The organism is uncultured Limimaricola sp. (genome assembly GCF_964022235.1).
Taxonomy (GTDB): Bacteria; Pseudomonadota; Alphaproteobacteria; order Rhodobacterales; family Rhodobacteraceae; genus Limimaricola.
This window is the reverse complement of the sequence record NZ_CAXHZL010000015.1, coordinates 59612-81477: the sequence shown is the minus strand read 5'-3', so window position 1 is coordinate 81477 and position 21866 is coordinate 59612. Positions and strand designations below refer to the sequence as shown.

General features: G+C 63.3%; 19 protein-coding genes and 2 pseudogenes. 14 read left to right on the top strand and 7 right to left on the bottom strand.

Features of this window, described 5'->3' with window-relative positions:
* Window positions 1-4 precede the first annotated feature (4 nt).
* The 5 genes from AADJ02_RS16480 to AADJ02_RS16460 are packed head-to-tail and all read left to right on the top strand — an operon-like array spanning window position 5 to window position 4945.
* Window positions 5-2107, top strand: coding sequence for an alpha/beta fold hydrolase (locus AADJ02_RS16480; RefSeq protein ID WP_341214095.1), 2103 nt, complete (start codon window positions 5-7; stop codon window positions 2105-2107).
* A 59-nt stretch (window positions 2108-2166) separates the two neighbouring features.
* Window positions 2167-2808, top strand: a complete 642-nt coding sequence (locus AADJ02_RS16475; protein WP_341214094.1) for a DUF1326 domain-containing protein — start codon at window positions 2167-2169, stop codon at window positions 2806-2808.
* Window position 2809: 1 nt separating this feature from the next.
* Window positions 2810-3583 carry a DUF2182 domain-containing protein gene (locus AADJ02_RS16470; RefSeq protein WP_341214093.1) on the top strand — a complete coding sequence of 258 codons (774 nt, stop codon included), beginning with the start codon at window positions 2810-2812 and terminating at the stop codon, window positions 3581-3583.
* 11 nt (window positions 3584-3594) lie between these two features.
* Entirely contained in the window at window positions 3595-4119 is a 525-nt protein-coding gene (locus AADJ02_RS16465; RefSeq protein WP_341214092.1) for an OsmC family protein, read from the top strand.
* On the top strand, window positions 4097-4945 hold the full coding sequence (locus tag AADJ02_RS16460) for a methyltransferase domain-containing protein (RefSeq protein ID WP_341214091.1): 849 nt from the start codon (window positions 4097-4099) through the stop codon (window positions 4943-4945). The genes AADJ02_RS16465 and AADJ02_RS16460 overlap by 23 nt, the downstream gene beginning before the upstream one ends.
* A 356-nt stretch (window positions 4946-5301) precedes the next feature.
* Here the strand turns inward: AADJ02_RS16460 and AADJ02_RS16455 are convergent, their stop codons facing one another.
* Window positions 5302-5673, bottom strand: coding sequence for a hypothetical protein (locus AADJ02_RS16455; protein WP_341214090.1), 372 nt, complete (start codon window positions 5671-5673; stop codon window positions 5302-5304).
* A gap of 967 nt (window positions 5674-6640) precedes the next feature.
* Window positions 6641-7474, bottom strand: a complete 834-nt coding sequence (locus AADJ02_RS16450; protein ID WP_341214089.1) for an AraC family transcriptional regulator — start codon at window positions 7472-7474, stop codon at window positions 6641-6643.
* 115 nt (window positions 7475-7589) lie between these two features.
* Between AADJ02_RS16450 and AADJ02_RS16445 the strand changes: the two genes are divergently transcribed.
* Window positions 7590-8450, top strand: a complete 861-nt coding sequence (locus tag AADJ02_RS16445; protein ID WP_341214088.1) for a DMT family transporter — start codon at window positions 7590-7592, stop codon at window positions 8448-8450.
* Window positions 8451-8804: 354 nt separating this feature from the next.
* Here the strand turns inward: AADJ02_RS16445 and AADJ02_RS16440 are convergent, their stop codons facing one another.
* Window positions 8805-9320: a DUF6647 family protein gene (locus AADJ02_RS16440; protein ID WP_341214087.1), complete on the bottom strand. Its 516-nt coding sequence runs from the start codon at window positions 9318-9320 to the stop codon at window positions 8805-8807.
* Between the two features lie 124 nt (window positions 9321-9444).
* Here AADJ02_RS16440 and AADJ02_RS16435 point away from each other — a divergent pair, with 124 nt between their 5' ends.
* Window positions 9445-10668: a tetratricopeptide repeat protein gene (locus AADJ02_RS16435; RefSeq protein ID WP_341214086.1), complete on the top strand. Its 1224-nt coding sequence runs from the start codon at window positions 9445-9447 to the stop codon at window positions 10666-10668.
* Window positions 10669-10674: 6 nt separating this feature from the next.
* Here the strand turns inward: AADJ02_RS16435 and AADJ02_RS16430 are convergent, their stop codons facing one another.
* From AADJ02_RS16430 to AADJ02_RS16415, 4 genes and pseudogenes are all read right to left on the bottom strand, one after another.
* Window positions 10675-11793, bottom strand: a complete 1119-nt coding sequence (locus AADJ02_RS16430) for an ABC transporter substrate-binding protein (protein ID WP_341214085.1) — start codon at window positions 11791-11793, stop codon at window positions 10675-10677.
* A gap of 396 nt (window positions 11794-12189) precedes the next feature.
* The gene (locus tag AADJ02_RS16425) at window positions 12190-12429 is read right to left on the bottom strand and encodes a hypothetical protein (RefSeq protein ID WP_341214084.1); all 240 of its coding nucleotides are present in this window, start codon (window positions 12427-12429) and stop codon (window positions 12190-12192) included.
* Window position 12430: 1 nt separating this feature from the next.
* Window positions 12431-13648, bottom strand: a pseudogene (locus AADJ02_RS16420) (IS3 family transposase).
* A 73-nt stretch (window positions 13649-13721) separates the two neighbouring features.
* Complete coding sequence (locus AADJ02_RS16415; RefSeq protein ID WP_341214083.1) at window positions 13722-14474, bottom strand: GntR family transcriptional regulator; 753 nt, start codon at window positions 14472-14474, stop codon at window positions 13722-13724.
* Between the two features lie 183 nt (window positions 14475-14657).
* Between AADJ02_RS16415 and AADJ02_RS16410 the strand changes: the two genes are divergently transcribed.
* From AADJ02_RS16410 to AADJ02_RS16380, 7 genes and pseudogenes are all read left to right on the top strand, one after another.
* Window positions 14658-15761, top strand: a complete 1104-nt coding sequence (locus AADJ02_RS16410; protein WP_341214082.1) for a substrate-binding domain-containing protein — start codon at window positions 14658-14660, stop codon at window positions 15759-15761.
* 56 nt (window positions 15762-15817) lie between these two features.
* Complete coding sequence (locus AADJ02_RS16405; protein ID WP_341214081.1) at window positions 15818-17302, top strand: sugar ABC transporter ATP-binding protein; 1485 nt, start codon at window positions 15818-15820, stop codon at window positions 17300-17302.
* A gap of 18 nt (window positions 17303-17320) precedes the next feature.
* Window positions 17321-18304, top strand: a complete 984-nt coding sequence (locus AADJ02_RS16400; RefSeq protein WP_341214080.1) for an ABC transporter permease — start codon at window positions 17321-17323, stop codon at window positions 18302-18304.
* 29 nt (window positions 18305-18333) lie between these two features.
* Entirely contained in the window at window positions 18334-19485 is a 1152-nt protein-coding gene (locus AADJ02_RS16395; protein ID WP_341214079.1) for a M20/M25/M40 family metallo-hydrolase, read from the top strand.
* Window positions 19482-20396 (top strand): PfkB family carbohydrate kinase, encoded by a 915-nt coding sequence (locus tag AADJ02_RS16390; RefSeq protein ID WP_341214078.1) that lies wholly within the window; start codon window positions 19482-19484, stop codon window positions 20394-20396. The genes AADJ02_RS16395 and AADJ02_RS16390 overlap by 4 nt, the downstream gene beginning before the upstream one ends.
* 8 nt (window positions 20397-20404) lie before the next feature.
* Window positions 20405-21259 (top strand): BtpA/SgcQ family protein, encoded by an 855-nt coding sequence (locus tag AADJ02_RS16385; protein WP_341214077.1) that lies wholly within the window; start codon window positions 20405-20407, stop codon window positions 21257-21259.
* A gap of 121 nt (window positions 21260-21380) precedes the next feature.
* Window positions 21381-21830: pseudogene (locus AADJ02_RS16380) on the top strand (aldehyde dehydrogenase family protein); the annotation flags it as partial.
* Window positions 21831-21866 lie beyond the last annotated feature (36 nt).

Genomic DNA, 21866 nt, shown 5'->3' with positions numbered 1-21866 from the left:
AGCCATGCGCGCCGCCGTCCCCTGCATAGAACGCTTCATCGAACGGGACGGCGTGAAGGTGCGCTACGCGGTGCATGGGCATGGCGCCCGAACCCTCCTGTTCCTTCCGCCGTGGCCCATCGTGCATTCGCGAGTCTACAAGGCGCAGATCCCCTATTTTGCCGATCATTTCCGGGTCGTCTCCTTTGATCCGCGCGGCAACGGCCTTTCTGATCACCCGGACGACCCGAATGCCTACGCCCCGTCGCAGTTCGTCGACGATGCGCTTGCGATCCTCGACGCAACAGGCGCCGAACGCGCGAGCCTTGTTGGCCTGTCGCTTGGCGGGCTTTACGGCGCCTTGCTCGCGGCGCATTGCCCGGAACGCGTGGAGGCGCTGATCACTTGCGGGGCCGTGGTGCCCTTTGTCCCGACGCACCTCCACAAGACCGCTGAGAGCCTGCATGCCAAGCGCAGCCGCCATGAGGGTTGGGAGAAGTTCAACCTCGACTACTGGCAATCCGACTACGCCGATTTCTGCGCGTTCTTCTTCAGCCGCATGTTCTGCGAGCCGCATTCCACCAAGCAGATCGAGGACGCGCTGAACTGGGCCGCCACTGGCAGCGGCGACATTCTGGCGCGCATGGCCGGGGCTCGGGACGATGGCCGGTATCCCGCCACCGAAGAGGCCTATGCGCGCATCGCCTGTCCCTCGCTCTGGGTGCATGGCGCGGCCGACGAGGTGACGCCTCCGGCCATGTCCCAAGCCGCAGCGCGGATTACTGGGGGCGAGTTGCAGCTCTGGCCTGAGGTGGGGCACGGGGCCAACGTCCGGTTTCCCGCGCGCTTCAACATGCTGGTGCGTGACTTCCTCAACCGCCATATCGGCACGCCGGAATCCGCACCTCGGCCGCACCGCCGGGGCAGGGCCAAACGCGCCCTCTACCTGTCCTCTCCGATCGGCCTCGGTCATGCCCGCCGTGATCTCGCGGTGACGCGCGAGCTGCGCAAGCTGCATCCGGATCTCGATGTCCACTGGCTGGCGCAGGATCCGGTGACCCGGTTCCTGTCGGCCAACAACGAGATGCTGCACCCCGCGAGCACGCGGCTCGCCAATGAGTCCGCGCATATCGAAGAGGAATCCGGCGAGCACGACCTGAACGCGTTCCAAGCGATCCGCAACATGGACGAGATCCTGATCAAGAACTTCATGGTGTTCCAGGAGGCCGTCGAGGACGGGGCCTATGACCTCGTGATCGCCGACGAGGCCTGGGATGTCGATCACTACTGGCACGAGCACCCCGAGCTGAAGCGGGCGCAGGTGGCGTGGTTCACGGATTTCGTGGGCTGGGTGCCGATGCCGCAGAACGGTCCGCGCGAAGCGCTCCTAACCGCCGACTACAACGCCGAGATGATCGGCCACGTGGAGCGCCACCCGCAGGTCCGGGATCGGGCGATCTTCGTTGGGGGGCCGGACGACATCATCCCGCATGCCTTCGGCCCCGATCTGCCGCAGATGCGCGACTGGGTGCCACGGCATTATGACTTCTCGGGCTATATCATCGGCCAGCACCCGTCCGAGTTCGGCGGCCGCGCCGAGCTGCGCGAGCGCTTCGGCTACCGTGACGGCGAGAAGATCTGCATCGTCACGGTCGGCGGCTCGGGCGTCGGCGCCAGCCTGATCCGACGCATTCTCGAAGCCTATCCGGCGGCGAAAGCCTGGATCCCCGAGTTGCGGATGATCGTCGTGACCGGCCCCCGGCTTGATCCCGCAAGGTTCGTCCTGCCCCAAGGCGTCGAGGCTCAGGCCTTCGTGCCGGACCTCGACCGGCATCTCGCCGCCTGCGACCTCGCCTTGGTGCAAGGCGGGTTGACCACGGCGATGGAGCTGACCGCCGCTGGCACACCGTTTCTCTACTTCCCGCTCAGGAACCACTTCGAGCAGAACTTCCACGTGGCCCAGAGGCTTGACCGCTACAACGCCGGGCGCAGGATGGACTACGCCGAGGCCGACCCCGAGCGCATCGCGCAGGCGATGGTCGACGAACTCACCACCCCCAGAACAATACTGCCGGTCGAGGCGGACGGCGCCGCACGTGCCGCGCGCCTGCTTGCCGAGCTGCTCTGACCCACACGATCCGAAGGACACTGCAACGACACGATAGAAACCTCGCAAGGAGAAGACCGATGACCCCCTGGGAAATTCACGGCTCCGAACTGACCAACTGCAATTGCGCCTATGGCTGCCCATGCCAGTTCAACGCCTCGCCGACCAACGGCACCTGCGAGGCGGCGCTCGGCTTTCATGTCGACCGCGGCCATTACGGCGATGTCGCACTCGACGGGCTGAACATGGCGATGGTGGTGAAATGGCCGGGCCCGATCCATGAAGGCGACGGCCACATGCAGATGATCATCGACGAACGCGCCAGCCCCGAGCAGCGCGACGCGCTGGAGAAGATCATGCGCGGCGAAGACACCGAGGAGATGGCGACCATGTGGTGGGTCTTCTCGATGATGTCGCCCAACAAGGAAGACACGCTCTACAAGAAGATCTCCTACAGCTCCGACATCGAAGGCCGGACCGGCGAGGTACATGTCGAGGATGTCTTCGATCTCGAGGCCCGCCCGATCCGCAACCCCGTGACCGGCAATCCGCACCGGGTCCGGATCGACACGATCGGCGGCTTTGGCTACCGGGTCGCCGAGATGGGCAGCGCCACGACGCGAACCCAGGGGCTGATCGATCTTCCCAACAACACCGACAGCTATGCCCAGTTCAACGAGCTGCATTTTTCGAACAGCGGCATCATCTCGAAGGCGCATTGACATGCTCCGCGAGGCGCACCTGTTCGAGCGGCTGCTGCGCAAGGACCAACTCATCGCGGCGTTCGGCCTCGCAGCGGTGACGCTGCTGTCGTGGGGCTATCTGTTGACCGGGGCCGGCATGGAGATGTCCTCGATGTCGGCTCCGATGGAGCGCATGGTGCCTGCAAGCTGGTCGCCTGGCCACGCGGCGCTGATGTTCGCGATGTGGTGGGTGATGATGCTCGCCATGATGCTGCCGAGCGCCGCGCCGATGATCCTGCTCTATACCGCCGCGGCCAGACGGTCGGGTCGCCCCATGGGCACCGTATTTTTCGTATCGGGGTACCTGCTGGTCTGGGGCGGATTCAGCGTGTTTGCCACGCTGGCGCAGTGGGAGCTGACGCGGATCGGTCTTCTGACAGGCATGCGGGCGAACTCAGGCCTTCTCGCCGGTCTGCTCCTTCTTGTGGCGGGGATCTACCAGCTGACGCCGGCCAAGGCGGCCTGCCTCCGGCATTGCCGGTCGCCTTTGGGTTTCGTCACCGAACATTGGCGGGTGGGGCTGTCGGGCGCCCTTCGGATGGGGCTCCGGCACGGCCTATACTGTCTGGGCTGCTGCTGGGCATTGATGGCACTTTTGTTCGTGGGCGGGGTGATGAACCTGGCTTGGGTCGGCGCTTTGGCAGCCTACGTGCTGGTCGAGAAACTCGCCCCTGACTGGCGCTATTTCGGCCCCGTTTCGGCCTGCCTTCTGATCGTAGCCGGCGCAGTGCTGGTGGGGCGATCCTTCGTCTGATGGAGGACATCATGACCGACCAGCCGACCCTGAAGACCAAGCTTTCGCGGATCGTGCAGGCGTTCGAAGCCAAGCCCGCACTCGCCAGATCGACGGATGTGACCTCGCTGCGCATGGGGGACGGGCTGGCTTGCATCGCCACGCAGGGCGACTGGAGCCACACCATCGACATGCCCACCACGATCGGCGGCACCGCCACTGGCCCGACACCGGGCTTTTTCGGTCGTGCCAGCGTCATCAGCTGCATGGCGATCGGCATCAAGCTCGCCGCCGCGAGGGACGACATCGAGATCGCCGGCATCAAGATCGACATAGAAACGGACTGGGACGATCGTGGGTTGATGGGGTTCGAAGGCGTCGACGCCGGGTGCCAGGCGACCCGGATCGGGATCGAGATCATCAGTCCGCACCCGCAGGACGTCATCGAGGCTCTCGTCGCCAAGGCCCTCGACCGGGATCCCTGGTATTTGAGCTATATCCGGGCGCTGGAAGTCTCGATGGCGATCCGGGTCCATGACGGCACTGGGAGGCGATGACGTGGACCCCAAGCTCCAACTTCGCGTGCAGCGCTATGGCTGGGACGAAGCCGCCCCGCGCTATGAGGCGGCTTGGCAGGCCCCGCTGCGCCCGGCACATGACACGCTTCTGGCGATGGCGGAGCTGTGTCCCGGCCATCATGTGATCGAGACCGCCTGCGGCACCGGCATGGCGACCTTTCGCGCGAGTGATGCCGTGGGTGAGGATGGGCGGGTTTTGGCGACCGATCTGTCGCAAGGCATGGTCAACGAGATCACCCGCCGGGCTATCGAGGCAGGCCGCAGCAACATCACCGCCGCCCGGATGAGCGCCGAAGAGCTTTCGGTCGAGCCGGGTTGTTTCGACCGGGCCCTTTGCGCCTTGGGCCTGATGTATGTGCCCGACCCCGCGCGGGCGCTGGCCGAGCTTCACCGCGTCCTGAAACCGGGTGGCCGCGCGACCGTCACCGTCTGGGGCGAGCGCAGGAACTGCGGTTGGGCCGAGATCTTTCCGATCGTCGACGCGCGGGTCGCCTCGGAGGTCTGCCCGCTGTTCTTTGGCACCGGCGGTCAGGGGGTCCTCAAGGGGCTTATGGAAGGCACCGGCTTTGTTTCGGTCGAGGAGCGCAGGCAGAGAGAGGTTCTGCGGTTCGACACGGGCGAAGACTTCGTTGATGCGGTGGTACGTGCGGGTCCCGTCGCACTCGCCGTGAAACGCTTTCCGGATGCCGTCATGGCTGACGTTCGAGACGAATTTATCGAATCCGTGAAGCTCTTCCGGTCTGGTGATGGGGTTTACCGGATACCCGGTGAGTTCGTAACGGTTTCCAGTTGTACAGCCTCCTGATTTTGTGAGCCATTCCTGATCCTTGGGCACGGGTCCTATAGCCGCAGCAAGCCATGCGCTGGCTATTTGGAGACAACGGACCGCTGTTTCGCAAAGTGTCAGAAGCGACGCTCTGGACCGTGTAGATGTCGAATCAAGAAACCTGAAACTCCGGCTTGAGCCAAATAAAGGAAGGACCGTTCAGCTGACCGCTCCCGACTTTCAGACAATAATAGGTCCGTCCGCTCGCTCGACACCGACAGGAGTCGGTTCGCGGCACGATGACCAGAAATCGGCCCCAGTATCTGGCCGAGCGGGGCCGGAAAGTTGAGGTTGGACCGCTTCGTGCCGACCATCCGTCTTGATCCTGTCGCCATTCAGCTGATTGGAGGGCTGTCTCTGGTGTCGACAAGCGGGGGAGTGCGGCTCGCAAAGGCTCCCATCTCTGAAATGCCGCTGCTGATGAGGGCGAAGAGTTCTTCACCCCGACCGTCGCGTAGGAATGCATCAGCGGTCAGCCCGCCCAACGGGGCAAGTTGCTGGCAGCGCACCCAGACCCAGACCTCGGCATTGGAGGAGACCCAAGGCCGAACGATGCTGGCCAAGTTGTGGAGCTGCGCCAACCGCCGCTGATCCCAAGAGAGATGGGCCAGCTGCGCGGGCTGGATGGCCAGAGCCTGAGCCATCAGTTCGGCATCAATGAATCCGTCGTCGCGCACGCAGTCGTCGAGTAGTGGTGTCGTGGACATACTGAACTCCTCGCTTCTTGCTTATGGGCCGATCGGCCAGTGGGTCATAAAGGCGAACTCGTCAGTATTGCGGCACTCGTCAAATCCCGCCGGATCACAACCAATAGGGAGCTTTGGCAGCGTGTCGGCGTCGTCATAACGTTTCGAACTGAGCCTCGCTGCCCAAGGGTCAAGCAAGGCAGTGCATTTTACATCCTGAGGAGAATCAACGGTCCGAGCAGCTCGCGTCGAATAGCCAGCAGGGCATCTGCCATCGGGCTCCGACGTCCCTATTTCGGCGCGGTTAGTGCGATTGAAGCGGCGGCGGCGACGCATCTTCACGAGCCAGTGGGTTGGATCTGGGCAACCCCGGCCGCGATAGGGCGTTTCAAGGTCACTGTTCCGAGAATGGCGAAGAAGGGGCAGCGCGCGCCGGTCAGGGATCCTATCCCCGCCCGGCGCGCGTGGCCTTCGACATGTGGCAGCTCCCCTTTCCACTGAACGTGGCGCTACTCGTGAAGGTCTTTGGAAGCCTTAAGATGCACTCCGATATTCGGACATGAATGGGGTACACCGACCTGCCAAGGCGCTCCGTATCAAGAGACCGTCAGGCGAAGGGGTATCCTCAAACATGATTTCCGCAACAATCTCAGTTGGCGGAAAAAAGAGCTCGGGGGCAGCACCTTTATCATAGATGCTCGCTGAAGCTCGCGATGCTAAGGCGCCTATGAAGGTTTGTTTTCAGTATTGCAGTTCGTCTGCTTTGAATGTCCGCTGAAGGCCGTCTTTGTCGTCTTTTAGGATGCCGCGGGTGCGAAGATATCTAGCAACAGCCCGGTCAATTTGGGCTCAAAACTGACCTGCGGCGGTGCAACAGGGGTAAACGCGTGGTCACCCTATGAGCGGCGCCGCTCTCGGCCCATTGCCGACCTTGGGCATATTCGCGGCGAACGGCGGCTTCGAGCCCAAACTGCACGGTGATTCATGATCAGCGTTGCAGGGCACGATAGGCATCGGGTGTCGCCGAGGTCTGTTCCTTGAATACTCTTGAAAAATGGCTTTGGCTCGAAAAGCCGCAAGCATGCGCGATCTCGACAAGAGATGGTGATCCAGCCAGCATTATCTTCGCCCGCGCGATCCGTCGGTTTGTTACCCACCCATGCAAAGGAAGCCCGCGCGTCATCCGGAACATCCGGTGTAGGTGAAACGGGGAAAGATCGGCCAAAAGTGCAATATCAGCCAAGCGGATCTGCCCGTCGAGATGGGCATCGATCCATTCGTCGATGCGTCGCAGCTGATGCGTAGGCAGTCCGCCCTTCAAGGTAATCGCCCGCTGGCCCAATCTCCCGACCAGATCCGAGATCGCAGCGTCCGCCAGCAGAGGGTCCTGACACCGGGCGGCCTCGGCCAATCGTGCGAGTGGCGAAACAAGTTCTCGCGCTTCGGCGAAGGTCAGTTCCGGCAGGTCCATCCGGCGTGCATCGCAATCATGGATCAGGGCGAATGCAGCTCTCAACTGGTCGTCTGAAATGTAGAGATGCACAAACCGAAAAGGTGTCGTGATCTCCCATTCCGAGGTCTGTCCCTCTGGCATGATGCAGACGACGCCGGGCCGGCCCGTTTCTGGACTCGTATCCAACCGACGGGTGCCCGTGCCGCCTTCGAGGTAATAGCTGAAGACGTGACCGCGCGGTGCATTGTAGCTGATCCGATCATAGCTGTTCTCCCAAATCGCGACACTGGTCGCCGTGCCCATGGCAAGTGAGGCCGTGCTGCGCGCAGCGGCAGAGCTATTGAGAAAGTCGCGAATGGTGCTCGTCATGGCGCTTCGTAGCGTGGGCTGCGGGGCCGCACCATGCCGCTGCCTTACTTCACCGCAAGATCCTGCAAAGGGCCACATGGGACGTCGGATATACGGCCCATGAAGGAGCCACCGCATGAGCACGTCATTTCTGTTTGCTGCCACCGTCCTGATCTGGGGAACGACTTGGGTCGCCATTGCCGCACAGGTCGGAGAACTGGCCGTCACAGTCTCGATCTTCTACCGCTTCGCGCTGGCCGGGTTTGTAATGCTGGCGGGGTTGGCGGTTCTTAGGCGGCTGCGGTGGCCAGCCCACTGGCGGTTCGTCGTCGTCCAGGCGCTATGTCTGTTCTGCTTCAACTTTATTGGCCTATATATGGCCACATCGCTGATCCCGTCGGGATTGGTGTCCGTTATCTTTTCACTGGCCTCAATCCTGAACGGCATCAACGCGTGGTTGTTCTTCCGTGATCCGATTAGCGGGCGGACAATGTTGGCAGGGGGCTTGGGGGTCGGGGGGCTGGTTCTGCTGTTTTGGAATGATGTTGCTGTGGCGCTCGACCCCGCGACTTTGAGCGGCATCGGCTGGGCGCTGCTGGGAACCCTCTTTTTCTCTTTGGGGAACATGGCATCACGGCGCAATAGCATGCTGGGCATCACGCCGATCACGGCCAATGCATGGGGCATGGCGATCGGCGCATCGTGCCTGCTGCTCATTGTCGCGCTGACCGGGCAGCCCCTCGGCCTGCCGGAGCGGGGGAGCTACTGGATCGCGCTGATCTATCTCGCGGTGATCGGGTCAGTCGTCGGCTTTACGACCTACCTGATGCTCGTAGGTCGGATCGGATCGGCCAAGGCCGGTTACGCGACGGTTCTGTTCCCGATCGTCGCGCTTACCGCCTCGACTATTCTGGAGGACTACAGATGGACACCACTTGCGGCGCTTGGTGTGGCACTTGCCTGCGCCGGAAACGTCGTGATGTTCAGAAGGGGGTGACGCCTCGATTGCAGAACAACAAATAGCTTCGGCCTCTGCAATCGGCCATGCCACGATAGGGTGAATGGCAGCTTCGTCCGCTCAGCTGACCTTGACTTGGCGGCATCCAAGGCCCGCTTTGAGCCCAATTTGACCATGACGCAGAGCCCCGAGTTCGCACGCGCAGCAAAACACGTCACGGCCATACTCGCCTTGAACGGCGGACCTAATGGTCCGCGGCGAATGACCGCAAAAGCTCGGAGGCTATCGCAGGCAATTTGGTATCGCCGATACTGTGGCAGTTACCATAGTGGGTGAATGCGCCAGAAGTTCGTTGGAGGACCCACCGACCATAGGTAAGCTGGCGAGCAGCCATCAGTGCATATAGACGGTGCCCACAAGCAGTGTGGCAGCGTCGATGTCGAAGGCGGTTGCCAGTGTTTCCCCAAACAGGGCAAGCCATTCCCCTTGCGCGTGGTAAGCGAGACGTTCTCGCTCGGCTGGGCACGCGAAGCGTAGGTCGGCGGAAGACTGAAGGTGATGGACAACCTCATGGACGAGCACCGAGAGTTCCGCGGGCGAGCGGCCGGTCCACCCCTCCGAGAGGTAGATCGTGCCGCCTCCTTCATCGTAGAGAGCGACAACCTCGCCAGGAGCAACCTGCGCTTCTGGGCCGTATCGCATCGCGACGAGGTCGGCCTCGGGCAGAGTGGCGAGAAGAGGTGTCTGCACCGGGGCCGGCAGATCGAAATTTGCCGAAAGCCAGAGGACGATGGTGTCCAGAAGTGGTGGCGCATCGCGCGGCTGAGCGGCTTCGGGCGCGGCGGAAGGCGGTATCGCGGCTGCGATGAAGAATGCAAAGCTGGCGGCGCAGATGGCATTGCGGGACATGACAAGCTCCGGGTCTGGGATGTCCCACAAGGCTCGGGCAGGGGGGGGCGCAGGTCATGAAAGTGTCCTGAACGAAACTTGAAGTTGTGCTACAATCGCGGCCACCCTGCATGGGATACTTGCCATGGACGCCTCGGATACCATTCGGGTCGGCGGATTCACTTTGAACCGCACGCGCGGTTGTCTCGAAGACGGGGCAGGCGCCGAGTGTTTCCTGCGCCCCAAGTCCTACCGGGTGCTCGAGCTTCTGTTCGAGCGACGCGGAGAGCTGGTGAGTAAGGATGATCTCGTCCGCAAGGCTTGGCCGGATGTAATCGTCTCGGACGATTCCTTGGCCCATTGCATCAGCGAAATCCGACGCGCGTTCGGCCCCAGTGGCGTGGAACTGCTGCGCACCGTGCCACGGCGCGGATACATGCTGGTCGAAGAAGATGTCCCGACAAGAGCGCCAGTGCAACGGTGGCGGGCGGCCTGCGCGGGAGGCCTCGTCCTGACAGCGGTGACGGCGAGTCTGGGGCTTTGGTGGCAACAGGCGCCTGCGGTTCCGAACGCGCACTCCGAAACCACGACCTCGGCGATGATGCTGGCGGACGAGTTGCTCGACGCCCGGGACTGGCAGGAAAGGAGCGACAATGAGCGCGCGCGCGCCCTGCTTGTATCTGTAGTGAACAAGGATCCCGACGATGCCGAAGCTTGGGCCAGCCTTGGACTGACCTATTGGCTGGAGGTTCAGCACCTTGCTTGGGGCGGTGGACGCAGAGAGATGACCCAGGCAAGTGAAATGGTCGAGCGCGCCATGGCAATTGGCGGTGGCGCCCGTGCACACCGGCTGCTCGCGGAGATGAGGCTGCTTGCACCGTTTCCCGAAATGCGCTCGCCGGTAGATGCTCTTGCCAATGCAACTGCGGCGGTGACCATTGATCCTGATGACCCCGACAACCTCGCTGTGCTGGCGCATGTGATGGCCCTGACCGGTCGCGATGCCGAGGCTGTGCAAACGATCGAACGCGCTGTGCGCCTCAACCCGACCCCACCCGATTGGTATCGGCATGTTGCCGGGCTAAGCTACCTAATCGCCGGGGAGCCGGCCCGGGCGGCGGAGGAGTTCGGCACGCTTCACGGTGCTGGCACCTTCACCGGCACGCGCTGGTGGCCCGGATGGCTGTTCGCTGCAAGCCTCGCGCAATCTGGTCGCACCGAAGAGGCCGTCGCGATCGTCCGTGCGGCCTCTGGTCGGCGGCCCGAACGGAGCGTCGCGGCAGTGGCGCAGTCCCTCGACGGATGGACCGACCGCGCCAGCCTCGACAAGTTTCTCGATGGCCTTAGAAGCGCAGGGCTACCAAATTGAGAAGGCCTATTCGGCGTAGCTCTGCAATTGCATGGCACCATACCCGTCTTGAAAGCGCAGGTAGCCGTCCCACGCCTCGGCGAGCAGTGGGTTGAGGGCGACTTCCTCCGCAATTACCTCATTCCAAGCCCGTCGTAGAGCTACGAGGATGTCGTCGGGCCAGCTAAGCAGTTCTACGCCATCTGCGCGAAACCGGGCGATGGCCTCGACCTGCTGTCTCGTCGCTGTCGCGACGGTCCAGGACAGTGTCTCGTCGCAAGCACCCTCGATCGCGGCCCTGTGGCTGTCGGAAAGCGCCGTCCAGCTTCTTTCGGGCATGAGGATTTCGAGAGACGTGGCCGGCTGCTGCCATCCCGGCATGTAGAGGTGCCGCGCCGCGTCGGACAGGGCGAGATCGGCGTCGATGGATGGCAGCGAGAACTCGGCCGCATCTATCAGACCCGTCGCCAGAGCCGGGCGAATGTCCGCGGCTGGAAGCTCATAGGGGACTACGCCAAGTTTCCTGAGCGTGCGAGTGCCGTATCCGAAGCTGCGCATGGCCAGCCCCTCGAGATCCTCCACCTGCTCGACCGGCTTCCGAAACCAGCCGCCGCCCTCTGCGGGCAGGATGCCGCAATAGAGGCTTTTCAGGTCATGGCGCGCATAGATCGCGTCGAGCGCCTCGACGCCGCCACCTTCCCGCATCCATGCGGTGAAACCCGCCGGGTCCGGACCGAAAGGAAAGCCGCTGAAGATCGCCAAGGCGGGGTCTTCGCGATGATGATGGCCGGCCGAGCCCCACACGGCGTCGATCAACCCAGCGTCGAGAGCACCAAAGCTGTCTTGGTCGAGCACGAGGCGGTCATGCACCTCGATGATGAAGCTGCCGTCCGACAACCGCTGCACCTCTTCGGCGAAATGCTCGCCGGCTTCACCAAAGAGCTTCGGGTAAAGCAAGCTGTTTATGCGCCAGTAAAGAACGTGCTCATCGGCGATCGTCATATCGGCCTTCAGGTTTACCGCGAGGGCAAGCATACCCAGAATTCCGATGGAAGCAGGTGAAAACACCATATCTCCAGCACCTCGATGCGGTGGTCGGCAGCTTGCCGAACGCTCCGGTGAGCATGCTTGGATCTGACGTCCCAAGCAAACGGACGGTGGTACTGAAGAGCAGTTATTTGTTGCAGACGTCGGGACACGGCGTAGCGAAAGTCGGCTTCCCGCCCATCCTGTCGAAGCCATATGGACCCTGCGCTAACACTGTGATCCAGATCGGTTAGTGAAAAGGTAAGCGTCGAGGGCTTAGGTAGCTGGGGGCATTTCAGTTCGTCTGTTCTGCGAGAGATTTCGGTGGCAGCGTGCTCCCGCGACCAGATCCCCAAACCGCCCCGCGGTGAACAGCCGCGGCGGGTTTGCATGTTCGTCCAATGACATCGCCAGAATTCCCGCCAAGTCGCCGGTCAGGGTGATCGCATAGCGGTCTACGCCCGGTTTCAGCACCAGGCTGTCGATCAGACCGCGCAGGATTTCCGCCGCCTCGGATCAGTCGTCGTCGGCGTTCAGCGCCTCGACCAACCCCGTAACCTTTCGTCGGTAGAGCTTCGCCATGTCCGGATGCCGCGTCGGCAGGGAAGGGGGCGCGGCTTCGAGCGCCTGTGCCGGCTCGACTTGCCGGGTCTTGAACTCGGCCATCCGCTGCCTGACGCTCGACGCCGGCACGCTGTCGAGCAGGGCCTGCACCGGGCGGTCGAACTGGGCTGCTGCCGGTCCCGTGGACAGCAAGTTAGGGTAGAATTGCGCGGGCCTCGAACTCCATCGGGCTGATATAGCTCAGCTTCGAGTGGCGGCGCTTCGAGTTGTAGAAGCGCTCGATGTAATCGAAGACGTCGCGGCGCGCGGCGTCCCTGGTGCGGTAGACCTTGCGGGCGGCGCGCTCGGTCTTCAGCGAGAAGAAGAGGCTCTCCATCGCAGAATTGTCCCAGACATTGCCGGCCCGGCTCATCGAGCAGGTGATGCCGTGATCGGCCAGAAGCCTCTGGAACTGGTCGCTCGTATACTGGCTGCCCTGATCCGAATGATGCAGCAGAGCGTCTGCCTTGCCGCGCCGCCAGACGGCCATCATCAGCGCGTCCATGACGAGCGCGGCATCGCGCTCCGCCTTCATCGACCAGCCGACAGTGAGGCATGCGCCGCCACCGGTTCAAGGCCATGCCGAACACGCGAGAACAGGTCGAGGACGGCGGCGACGTAGAGCCAGCCCTCGGCTGCCCAGACATAGGTGAAGTCGGCCAGCCACTTCTGGTTCGGTCCGTCCGCGCGGAAGTCTCGGGCTAGAAGGTTTTCGGCGATGACGGAGCGCGCCCCTTGGTCCTTCGACAAGCCGCGTCGTCGGGACCGTGCTCACTGGCCAGTGCGCTTCATCAGACGCTCGATCCGATGCAGGCCGCAGGGCAGTCCTTCCTCGAGCGCGTCCTGCCAGACGCGCCGGGCGCGCGTCGGGTCCGATCGCTGGCTTGAAAGCTCAGACGCATGACCTCGCTCAGCTTCTCGTCATAGATGGACCGGGCACTGGCGGGCCGGTTCAATCAGGCATGAAAGCCTGAGCGCGATACCCGCAAAGCGGCGCAGATCCAGCTCACGGGCCAGACATGCCGGTGCTTGGCGACGAAAGCGAACTTCATGTCGTATCCCGCGCGAAGAGCGCGGTCGCCTTCGTCGGAGAAACGGTCCCCCGGACCGTTTCCTGCTCCTCCTCAGTTTAACATGTCACGCTCCGCCTTGAGACGGGCGACCTCCTTGCGCAAGGCCGCGATCTAGGCCTGCTTTTGGCTGACCCGCCCGTGGCCGGGGAGTGCTCCAAGCGGAGTGTCCCCCAACCTCGCGCATCCATCGGCGCAGCACGCTCTCGGACAGCTCCAGATCCCGGCATGCCAACACCGCGCTCCGCCACCGGCTTCACAGCCTCAAGCTCGAACTCGCGGCTGAACGTTCGTCTCTTCATATGAGGTCTCCAATCCCATGGTCACGATCTTATCGTCGTGCCCACGGGACCGGCAGCAACCCACACCTCGGTATCACTTCGTAACTTCGATATGAAACCGATACTGGTCAGCTCGGAAGCTCAGGATCACGTACTCGATTGGCTTGCCTTGGCCATCGAAAGACTGGCGTCTGGCGACAAGAAGTGGTGCGCCGCTTCGCACACCCAGCTTCTCCGCCTGATCCGGCCGCGTGGAGGCTGCTTCGATGTATTCTCGCGCTTTCTTAATAGTTACATCGCATCGCGTATGTAGCCATGCATAGAGAGAGCCTTGCGTGAGCTCGGCTTCATTGGGTGGACTTGTGTGGCGGAACAGTCGGGGGGCTAACCACGATTGTGCCAATCCGATAGGCTGCCCGTCTGCCATAAGCAGACGGTAAGAATAATAGACCTCTGCGCCTTGCTTCAGTTCCAAAGCCTCGGCCACCTCGGTCTTTGCCTTCACATGGCCGATCTCTAGGACGGCGTAGGATGGCGTGAGGCCACGCTGGCGCATGTCTTCGGAGAAGCCCGCCATTTCCTCGGCCGCACGATCCACTCGCTTACGAAGCACAATCGAACCTTTGCCCGAGCGCCTCACGATGAGGCCCGAGATTTCCAAGTCGTTGAGCGCCGAGCGCGAGGTCGCTCGGCTGACGTCGAAATGGCGGTTCAGTTCGGCCTCGGACGGCAAGGTATCGCCCGGGCCGAAGGTGCCATTTTCAATCGCTTCCCGCAGCTGTTCCGAGATCTGAGACCAAAGAGGGGCCGGGCTATCGCGATCGAGGGGGCGGGTCCAATGAGTCATTATATCGTCCGAACGTCATAACATTTGTATTGATGGATGGAATCATTCACAGTGGGCCCTGCGGGGCAAGTCAAAAGCGCTTCGCCGCGGCGAAAAGGCACCCGTCTCTTTACATGAGAACGCCCCCAAAGCGCCGACGAGAGCTCTGAAAAGGAGCCGGATCCTAACAAGAAGGGAGTTCAAATGACATATTCCTACATTTCCGCCGCCGCTCTGCTCGTGGTGGCATCGGCGAACGGGGCTCTGGCGCAGGGCAGCCTGCCCATCTCAGGCAAGACCTGCGAGGAGCTGCTCGAAAACTACGCAAACCTGCCGTTCACCGACGTTCTTCCGCTCGAGGCTGGGCCAATCGAATTGGACGGAGCGCAGCCGGACATCGTGATCGGCTTTTCCCAAACCGGTTTCAATCACCCTTGGCGCATTTCGATGCTCGAAGCGGCGCAGGCGGAGGTCTGCCGTCATCCCAACGTCAGCATGATCGTCCTCGACGGCAATGTCGACGTGGCCAAGCAGAGCAACGACGTGCGTGACCTGCTGGCGCGCGGCGTCGACGCGGTCCTACTTAGCCCGGTCGAATCCGCGGCATTGATCCCGGCTTCGAGGGCGGTGATGGACCAGGGCCTTCCCCTGATAGTCATGGACCGCGACGTTCCTACAGAAAAGACCCTGTTCATCGGCCAGAGCAATGTGAGCATGGGAGAGAAGGTCGCCCAGAAGATGGCCGACGACCTCGGCGGTGAAGGCAAGATCGTGGTGATCACCGGTCTCAAGGGATCGTCCCCGGCCATAGACCGCGATCAGGGCATGAAGAACGTGCTCGAAGCCTATCCCGGCATTGAGGTTCTCGCTGTAGGTGACGGCGAGTGGATACGCGAGCCCGCGGTGCCGATCATGGAGGACTTCCTCACCGCATATCCCGAGATCGACGCCGTCTTCTCACACGCCGAAGAGTCCTCCTGGGGCGCGCAGCTAGCGGTCGCGCGGGCGAACCGCTGCGAAGACGGCATCCTTCACTACACCTTCGACGGGTCGAACGCTGGCTTCAAATCGGTTCGCGACGGCACATTTCAGGCCGATGGCAACTATACGCCCTTCATCGGCGACATCGGCCTGCGGGCCGCTCTCTACAGTCTGATGGGACGCGAAATCCCCGGTGCCACGGATTATGGCCAGCCGGGCCGCGAATTGGCGCTTCCGGACTCGCCGACCGTGGTCGCCGACAATGCCGAGGAGTGGATCGGACGGGGCTGGGGCGATTTCGAGCCGTCGCTCGACCCCTGCCGCTGAACGCGCAGCGCCCGGCCGTCGTGACGGCCGGGCAACGACCGATCGGGGTGCAATTTATGACCGAATACCTGCTGGAAGCCCGCAATCTGCGAAAGCAGTTCGGCACCAATACCGTTCTCAAGGATGTTGACCTGTGCCTGTCCGCGGGGGAGGTCCATGCAATCGTCGGGGAGAACGGGGCGGGCAAGTCCACCTTGATCAAGATCCTCGCCGGCGTGCATCGCGCCGATGGCGGGTCGGTCGTCCTGGCCGGGCAGAGCCTGGATTTATCCTCGCCGCAGGCAGCCCTGCGGCACGGCATCGTCGTCATCCACCAAGAGCTATCCCTCGCTCCGCACCTCACGGCCGAGGAGAACATTTTTCTGGGGCATTTTCCCCGTACGCCCTTGGGTCTCATCAACAGGCGGAAGATGCGTGACCGGACCCGCGAGCTGCTCGATCGTTTGTCGATAGACATTGATGCCTCGGTGCCCGTTGGCCGGCTGAGCATCGCACAGCAGCAGATGATTGAGATCGCGAAAGCCATTTCCGTCGATGCGCGCATTCTTGTGCTGGACGAACCCACGGCGGTTCTCGATGCCCACCGCGTGGATACGCTGTTCGAACTCATCGAGCGGCTGAAGGCGCAAGGGATCGGCGTCATCTTCATTTCTCACCACCTCGAAGAGGTTTTCCGCATCGCGGATCGGGTCACCGTTTTGCGCGACGGCGAGCGCACCGGCACCGAAGAGGTGCGGAAGGTCGATCAGGATTGGCTGGTGACCAAGATGATCGGGCGCGATTTCGAGCGTCAGGCCAAACGCAAGCGCAGCATGGGGGAGGTGGCCCTGACGCTGGAGGGGCTGAGTTCGGAAGGGGCGTTCGAAGATGTCACCTTCGAACTGCGGGAAGGGGAAATACTGGGTCTGGCGGGGCTGATCGGTGCAGGCCGAACCGAGATCGCTCAGGCGATATTCGGACTGCGCCGCGTAAGCTCGGGGACCATTCGGGTGCTCGGTCGGCTCGTGTCCATCAAGAACCCGGGCACGGCCACCCGCCACGGGATCGCCTACGTCAGCGAAGATCGCCAGGCTTTCGGACTGCTGCCGAACCGCTCGGTTCGCGAGAATGCGACCATCTCGAACCTGGCGCGGTTTCGCAGCTTCGGCATGCTCAGGCTCGACCGCGAGCACAGCTTCGTGCGCGATCAGATCGACAGGCTCGATATCCGCTTGCCGTCTATGCAATCGGAGATCCGCACGTTGAGCGGCGGCAATCAGCAAAAGGTCCTGCTGAGCCGCGCGATGGCCAACAGGCCGCGCGTGTTGATCTTCGACGAACCGACTCGCGGTGTCGATATCGGTGCCAAGCGCGAGATCTACAGCTTCATCGAGGATCTCGCAGAAAACGGCGCGGCGATCATCGTCATCTCCTCGGAGATGGAGGAGGTCCTGCGGCTTGCCGACCGGGTGCTGGTCATACGGGGCGGGCGTGTCGCCGCCGAACTGCCGGGCTCGGCCGCCACCGAAGAACGCATCATGCGGGCAGCCTCGCTCGATTGAATTCACGGAGTCCTGTCCATGTCAGACGCTATCCCCTCCTCGACACCTTCGACACGGTCCCGGCCGGGTGGCGGTGCCGTCATCTGGCACTATGCCCGTCAGGCAGGCGTTCTCGCCGCGCTTATCCTGCTGGTCGTCGTCTCGTCCTTTCTCAACGACCGCTTTCTGTCGCTGCCCAATCTGATGAACGTGCTCCGTCAGGTGTCGATCGTCGGCATCCTTGCAGTGGGGATGACCTTCGTGATCCTCACCAAGGGCATCGATCTCTCGGTCGGCTCGATCCTGGGCGTGTCGGTGGTGCTTTTCGCCGGGCTCATGGAAAGCCTTGGCATGGCGGTCTCGATCGCACTGGGTCTGCTCGCAGCGATGGCGCTGGGGCTGACCAACGGGCTTGGCGTCGCCTTCGCCGGCGTGCCGCCCTTCATCATGACGCTCGGCATGCTCTCCTTCGCCCGCGGCCTGGCCTTCATCTATACTGGCGGCACGCCCGTCCCTATACTTGACGAGCGCTTCTACGAACTCGGCAATGGCTACAGCTTCGGGGTGCCCAACCCGACCTTGATCTTCCTTGCCGTTCTGCTCATCAGCGGCTTCGTTCTGGCGCTGACGCCGTTTGGACGATCGGTCTATGCCATCGGCTCGAACGAGGATGCCTCGCGGCTGTCGGGCGTGCCGGTGTCGCTCTACAAGACCATAGTCTACGTGATTTCGGGCGGCGTCGCAGGCGTCGCGGGTCTCGTCTATGCGTCCCAGCTCAGCGTCGGTACGCCGATCGCGGGGCAGGCGTATGAGCTCGACGCGATCGCTGCCGTCGTCGTCGGGGGCACCAGCCTGTTCGGTGGCAGAGGCTCGGTTGCCGGGACGCTCATCGGCACGTTGATCATCGGTGTCCTGGCCAACATCTTGAACCTGACCGGGGTCGATCCCTTCGTGCAACAGCTCTTCAAGGGCGCGTTGATCGTGATCGCGGTCATGATCATGGCGAGGTCGAGCCGGGCATGAACGGCTGGTCGAGATCCCTGCGGCAGACCATGCGCCCCACGATGCGACAGATCGGGGCAGCGCTGGAGCGCTGCAATCGGATCCGCCCCGAAGTGGAGGCGCATGTCACGCCGGACCGCATGCGGCGCTACCTGCGCGCGCTGAGCGAAACGCCTGCGCCCTCCGGAGCGGCAGCAATAATGCGGGCCCCGGTCCTGCGCGAGCTGCTAAAGGAGGATGGCGCTTTCGCTTCGGCGCTTGGCATGGAGGATGATTTCCGGGGGACGGGGACCGTGACGCTGTCGACCGGGAAGCGCGCGCACAAGCCTTTGTGGTACGTCGCCCATCTCGACACGATCAGCTACCTCGTTCATCCGGGCGTCGAGGGCCGCCACGCCCTCGTACCCTATTGCTACCACCTGACCGAAACGGGCCGCCGTGACGCCAAGGCCATGCGCTACGACCTTGACCGGGCAGGCTTCGTGACCGTGGCCGAAGGAGAGTTGGTCTCGGAGGCGGGCCAGCCCTACTTCGAGGCGGCGGGTGCGGACACCCTCCGGCCCGGCGACCGCGTCGTTCCCGTGGTCCATTTCCACGAAGACCGGAGCGGCCATCTAACGGGGCATTTCGACAACGCCGGCGGCGTGGCCGCGTTGGCTGTCGCGGCGCCGGTTCTGGCAGCGACAGGCGCGGAATGCCTACTCGCGCTGCCCGATGAGGAGGAGGGGCCCGCCGCTACGGGCAACCAGTCGATGAGCCGGGGCACCGCGCGGTTGGTGGCGGCGACCGCAGCCCCGCAACTGGCTGTCGTCGTCGACATGCAACAGACCGCGGCAGAGGGAAACAGCGGGCCGGATGGCGCGGGTGAGCCCGGTCAGGGCGCTGTGTTAAGCGAATTTTCAAGTCTCGCGCGCGGGGCCGTGACGCCTCCGCATCTCTATGCCGCGGCCCGTGCCTTCCTGACGTCGCTATCCGGCTTCGGGGCCGAGGTGCGGGAAAGCGCGAACCTCTACACCTCGCGGAGCGACGATGTCAGCCTGATGATGCGCGACGCGGCGATCGTCCTGCTGGGATTTCCCGGTGGGAACCGGCATCTCGACCGCGCCTTGCCGTCTGCGCATCTCGACGATCTGGTGAGCCTGTCGCGCGCGCTGGTCTACATGTCCGCGCTCGCGGCGGAAGTGAGAGGGGATGCGGAATGAGTGACCTCGTGTGTTCCGGTTGGCTGACGGTGGACGACATCGTGCTCGAGGACGGGACCTGCCACAGGGGCGTGCAGGGCGGGGGCGCTCTCTACTCCGCCGTTGGGGCGCAGATCTGGGCCGGGTCCGTCGGGGTGCACGCGCCGGCCGGAAAGCCGCATTTCGCCCGTAGCCGATCCGAGATCGCGGCGCGCGGGCTCGACGTGTCGGGCATCGCCTGTGGCGAGGGCAAAGGGCTCGAGTTGTGGATGCTGCACGAAAGCGAAGTGCACAAGCAGCAGATCCGCCGCCTCGGCTCGTCGCACCCCGAGGAGATGGACGCGGTCCGAGGACCGCTGCCAGACGCCTATCGCAGGGCGCACGGAATACATATCGCACCGCAAGGCCCTGCCAGCTCGCTGTCGGCACTCGGGGCGATGCGCCGACCGGGCAGAGTGATGACGATGGACATCCTAGCCGATGCTATGATCGACGCCTCCCGCTATGCCGATCTGGCCTATCTGGGCGGGCTCGATGCGTTTCTGCCGAGCGAGGCCGAGATATTCCGGATCTGGAACCCGGCCGGTGTCGAAGACTGGGTGGCACAGACCGCGCTCACCACGGATTGTCTGATCGTGGCCAAGGTCGGCGCGAGCGGATCGATCCTAGCCGAGCCACGAACGGGGCGGCTCGTATCGGTGCCGGCATTGCAGGTCACGGTCGCCGATGCGACGGGCGCCGGAGATGCCTATTGCGGTGGCTTTCTCGCGGGTCTGGTGCAGGGGATGCCGGCTGTGGACTGTGCCGCGATGGGGACAGTCTCGGCCTCCTTTGTGGTCGAGGCTGTGGGTGCCCTCGCGACCGGACGGCCGAGTGTCGACGAACGCGACGACCGCTTCGCGCGGGTAATGGACAAGATTGTGAGTCTGTGAGGTCGAAGATGAGTGATGCGCCAATCCTGAACCCGCCGGACGGAGCGCTGGCCCGGATCTTCGACCGGGCCAAGCCGCTGATCGGCAACGTCCACTTCCCGCCGCTGCCGGGAACCCCGCGCTACGGCGGAGAAAGCATTCGCGCGCTGACCGAGATCGTCCTGCGCGATACTGCCGCCTACGAGGAAGGCGGCATGCATGGGCTGATGCTCGAAAATCATGGCGATGTCCCATTTCTCAAGCAGGGTCAGATCGGCCCTGAGATCGTGGCATCGATGAGCGCGATCGCCCGGGCGGTCGCGGACCGGACAAGTCTGAGATTCGGCATCAACCTTCTGGCCAATGACGCCATCGGCGCGCTCGCGATCGCAAAGGCCTCCGGTGCGACCTTCATACGAGTGAACCAGTGGGTCAACGCCTACGTCGCCAATGAGGGCATGATCGAGGGCCAGAGCGGTGCAGCGCTGCGTTACAGGCGTGCGATCGGCGCGCAGGATGTATCCATTTTCGCGGATGTTCATGTAAAGCACGGAGCCCATGCCATTACCGGCGACCGGGACGTCGCGGAGCTTGCACGCGATACCGAGTTCTTCGACGCTGATGTCGTCATCGCCACGGGCAACCGGACCGGAGATGCCATCCCGGCCGAGGAAATCGCGGCAATCCGTTCGGGAACGGGCCTGCCTGTCATCGGCGGCAGCGGCCTGAGCGAGGCGAATGCCTCGGGGCTCATGACATTGCTCGACGGCGCGATCGTGGGGTCGAGCCTGAAAGAGAGCGGACATTGGTCGATGCCGGTCGATGTCAAGAGGGTGCGCCGGTTCGTAAAAGCGGCAGAGGCGGCGGGGGAGGGGCATGAGTGACGGGCCAGGCATGCCGGCCAGCGCTTTACCCCGATGAACCATCAAGAGGAGAAGACGATGACGGTCATGGTCCCCCAAGGAGTTCCGGTGCAATCGTCGCCCCTCGAGAGCCTTTCGAACCACGCTCGCCATGCACGAGCCTTTGGGCGTCTTGGGCATCGCCTGCCCGACCGCGCAGCCGCTTTTGGGCTTCGTCAGTCTCGTGCTGCCCGCGATTGCGATGGGAAACGCGGTGGTCGCGATCCCGAGCCAGACCCATCCGCTGGCCGCGACCGATCTCTATCAGGTGTTCGACACCTCGGACCTGCCGGGCGGGGTCGTCAACATCATCGCGGGCGAGCGTGACGCGATGGCCAAGACGCTGGCCGAGCACGACGACGTGGCAGGCATCTGGTACTTCGGCACCAAGGACGGCGGCCGGATGATCGAGGAGGCCTCGGCGGGCAACCTCAAGCAATCCTGGGTCGAGGACGGGGCTGCGCGCGACTGGCTGGCCAAGGAGGGCCAGGGCCGCGGCTTCCTGCACCGCGCCACGCAGATCAAGAATATCTGGGTACCCTACGGCGAGTGATCGCCCGACGCCTTCGGAGGCACCGGTTTCGCCTCT

Coding starts and splice junctions, on each gene's coding strand:
- AADJ02_RS16415 (WP_341214083.1), bottom strand. CDS start 14,474: ATGACTCATTGGACCCGCCCCCTCGATCGCGATAGCCCGGCCCCTCTT.
- AADJ02_RS16475 (WP_341214094.1), top strand. CDS start 2,167: ATGACCCCCTGGGAAATTCACGGCTCCGAACTGACCAACTGCAATTGC.
- AADJ02_RS16480 (WP_341214095.1), top strand. CDS start 5: ATGCGCGCCGCCGTCCCCTGCATAGAACGCTTCATCGAACGGGACGGC.
- AADJ02_RS16435 (WP_341214086.1), top strand. CDS start 9,445: ATGGACGCCTCGGATACCATTCGGGTCGGCGGATTCACTTTGAACCGC.
- AADJ02_RS16445 (WP_341214088.1), top strand. CDS start 7,590: ATGAGCACGTCATTTCTGTTTGCTGCCACCGTCCTGATCTGGGGAACG.
- AADJ02_RS16405 (WP_341214081.1), top strand. CDS start 15,818: ATGACCGAATACCTGCTGGAAGCCCGCAATCTGCGAAAGCAGTTCGGC.
- AADJ02_RS16450 (WP_341214089.1), bottom strand. CDS start 7,474: ATGACGAGCACCATTCGCGACTTTCTCAATAGCTCTGCCGCTGCGCGC.
- AADJ02_RS16470 (WP_341214093.1), top strand. CDS start 2,810: ATGCTCCGCGAGGCGCACCTGTTCGAGCGGCTGCTGCGCAAGGACCAA.
- AADJ02_RS16410 (WP_341214082.1), top strand. CDS start 14,658: ATGACATATTCCTACATTTCCGCCGCCGCTCTGCTCGTGGTGGCATCG.
- AADJ02_RS16385 (WP_341214077.1), top strand. CDS start 20,405: ATGAGTGATGCGCCAATCCTGAACCCGCCGGACGGAGCGCTGGCCCGG.
- AADJ02_RS16400 (WP_341214080.1), top strand. CDS start 17,321: ATGTCAGACGCTATCCCCTCCTCGACACCTTCGACACGGTCCCGGCCG.
- AADJ02_RS16455 (WP_341214090.1), bottom strand. CDS start 5,673: ATGTCCACGACACCACTACTCGACGACTGCGTGCGCGACGACGGATTC.
- AADJ02_RS16390 (WP_341214078.1), top strand. CDS start 19,482: ATGAGTGACCTCGTGTGTTCCGGTTGGCTGACGGTGGACGACATCGTG.
- AADJ02_RS16460 (WP_341214091.1), top strand. CDS start 4,097: ATGACGGCACTGGGAGGCGATGACGTGGACCCCAAGCTCCAACTTCGC.
- AADJ02_RS16440 (WP_341214087.1), bottom strand. CDS start 9,320: ATGTCCCGCAATGCCATCTGCGCCGCCAGCTTTGCATTCTTCATCGCA.
- AADJ02_RS16395 (WP_341214079.1), top strand. CDS start 18,334: ATGCGCCCCACGATGCGACAGATCGGGGCAGCGCTGGAGCGCTGCAAT.
- AADJ02_RS16465 (WP_341214092.1), top strand. CDS start 3,595: ATGACCGACCAGCCGACCCTGAAGACCAAGCTTTCGCGGATCGTGCAG.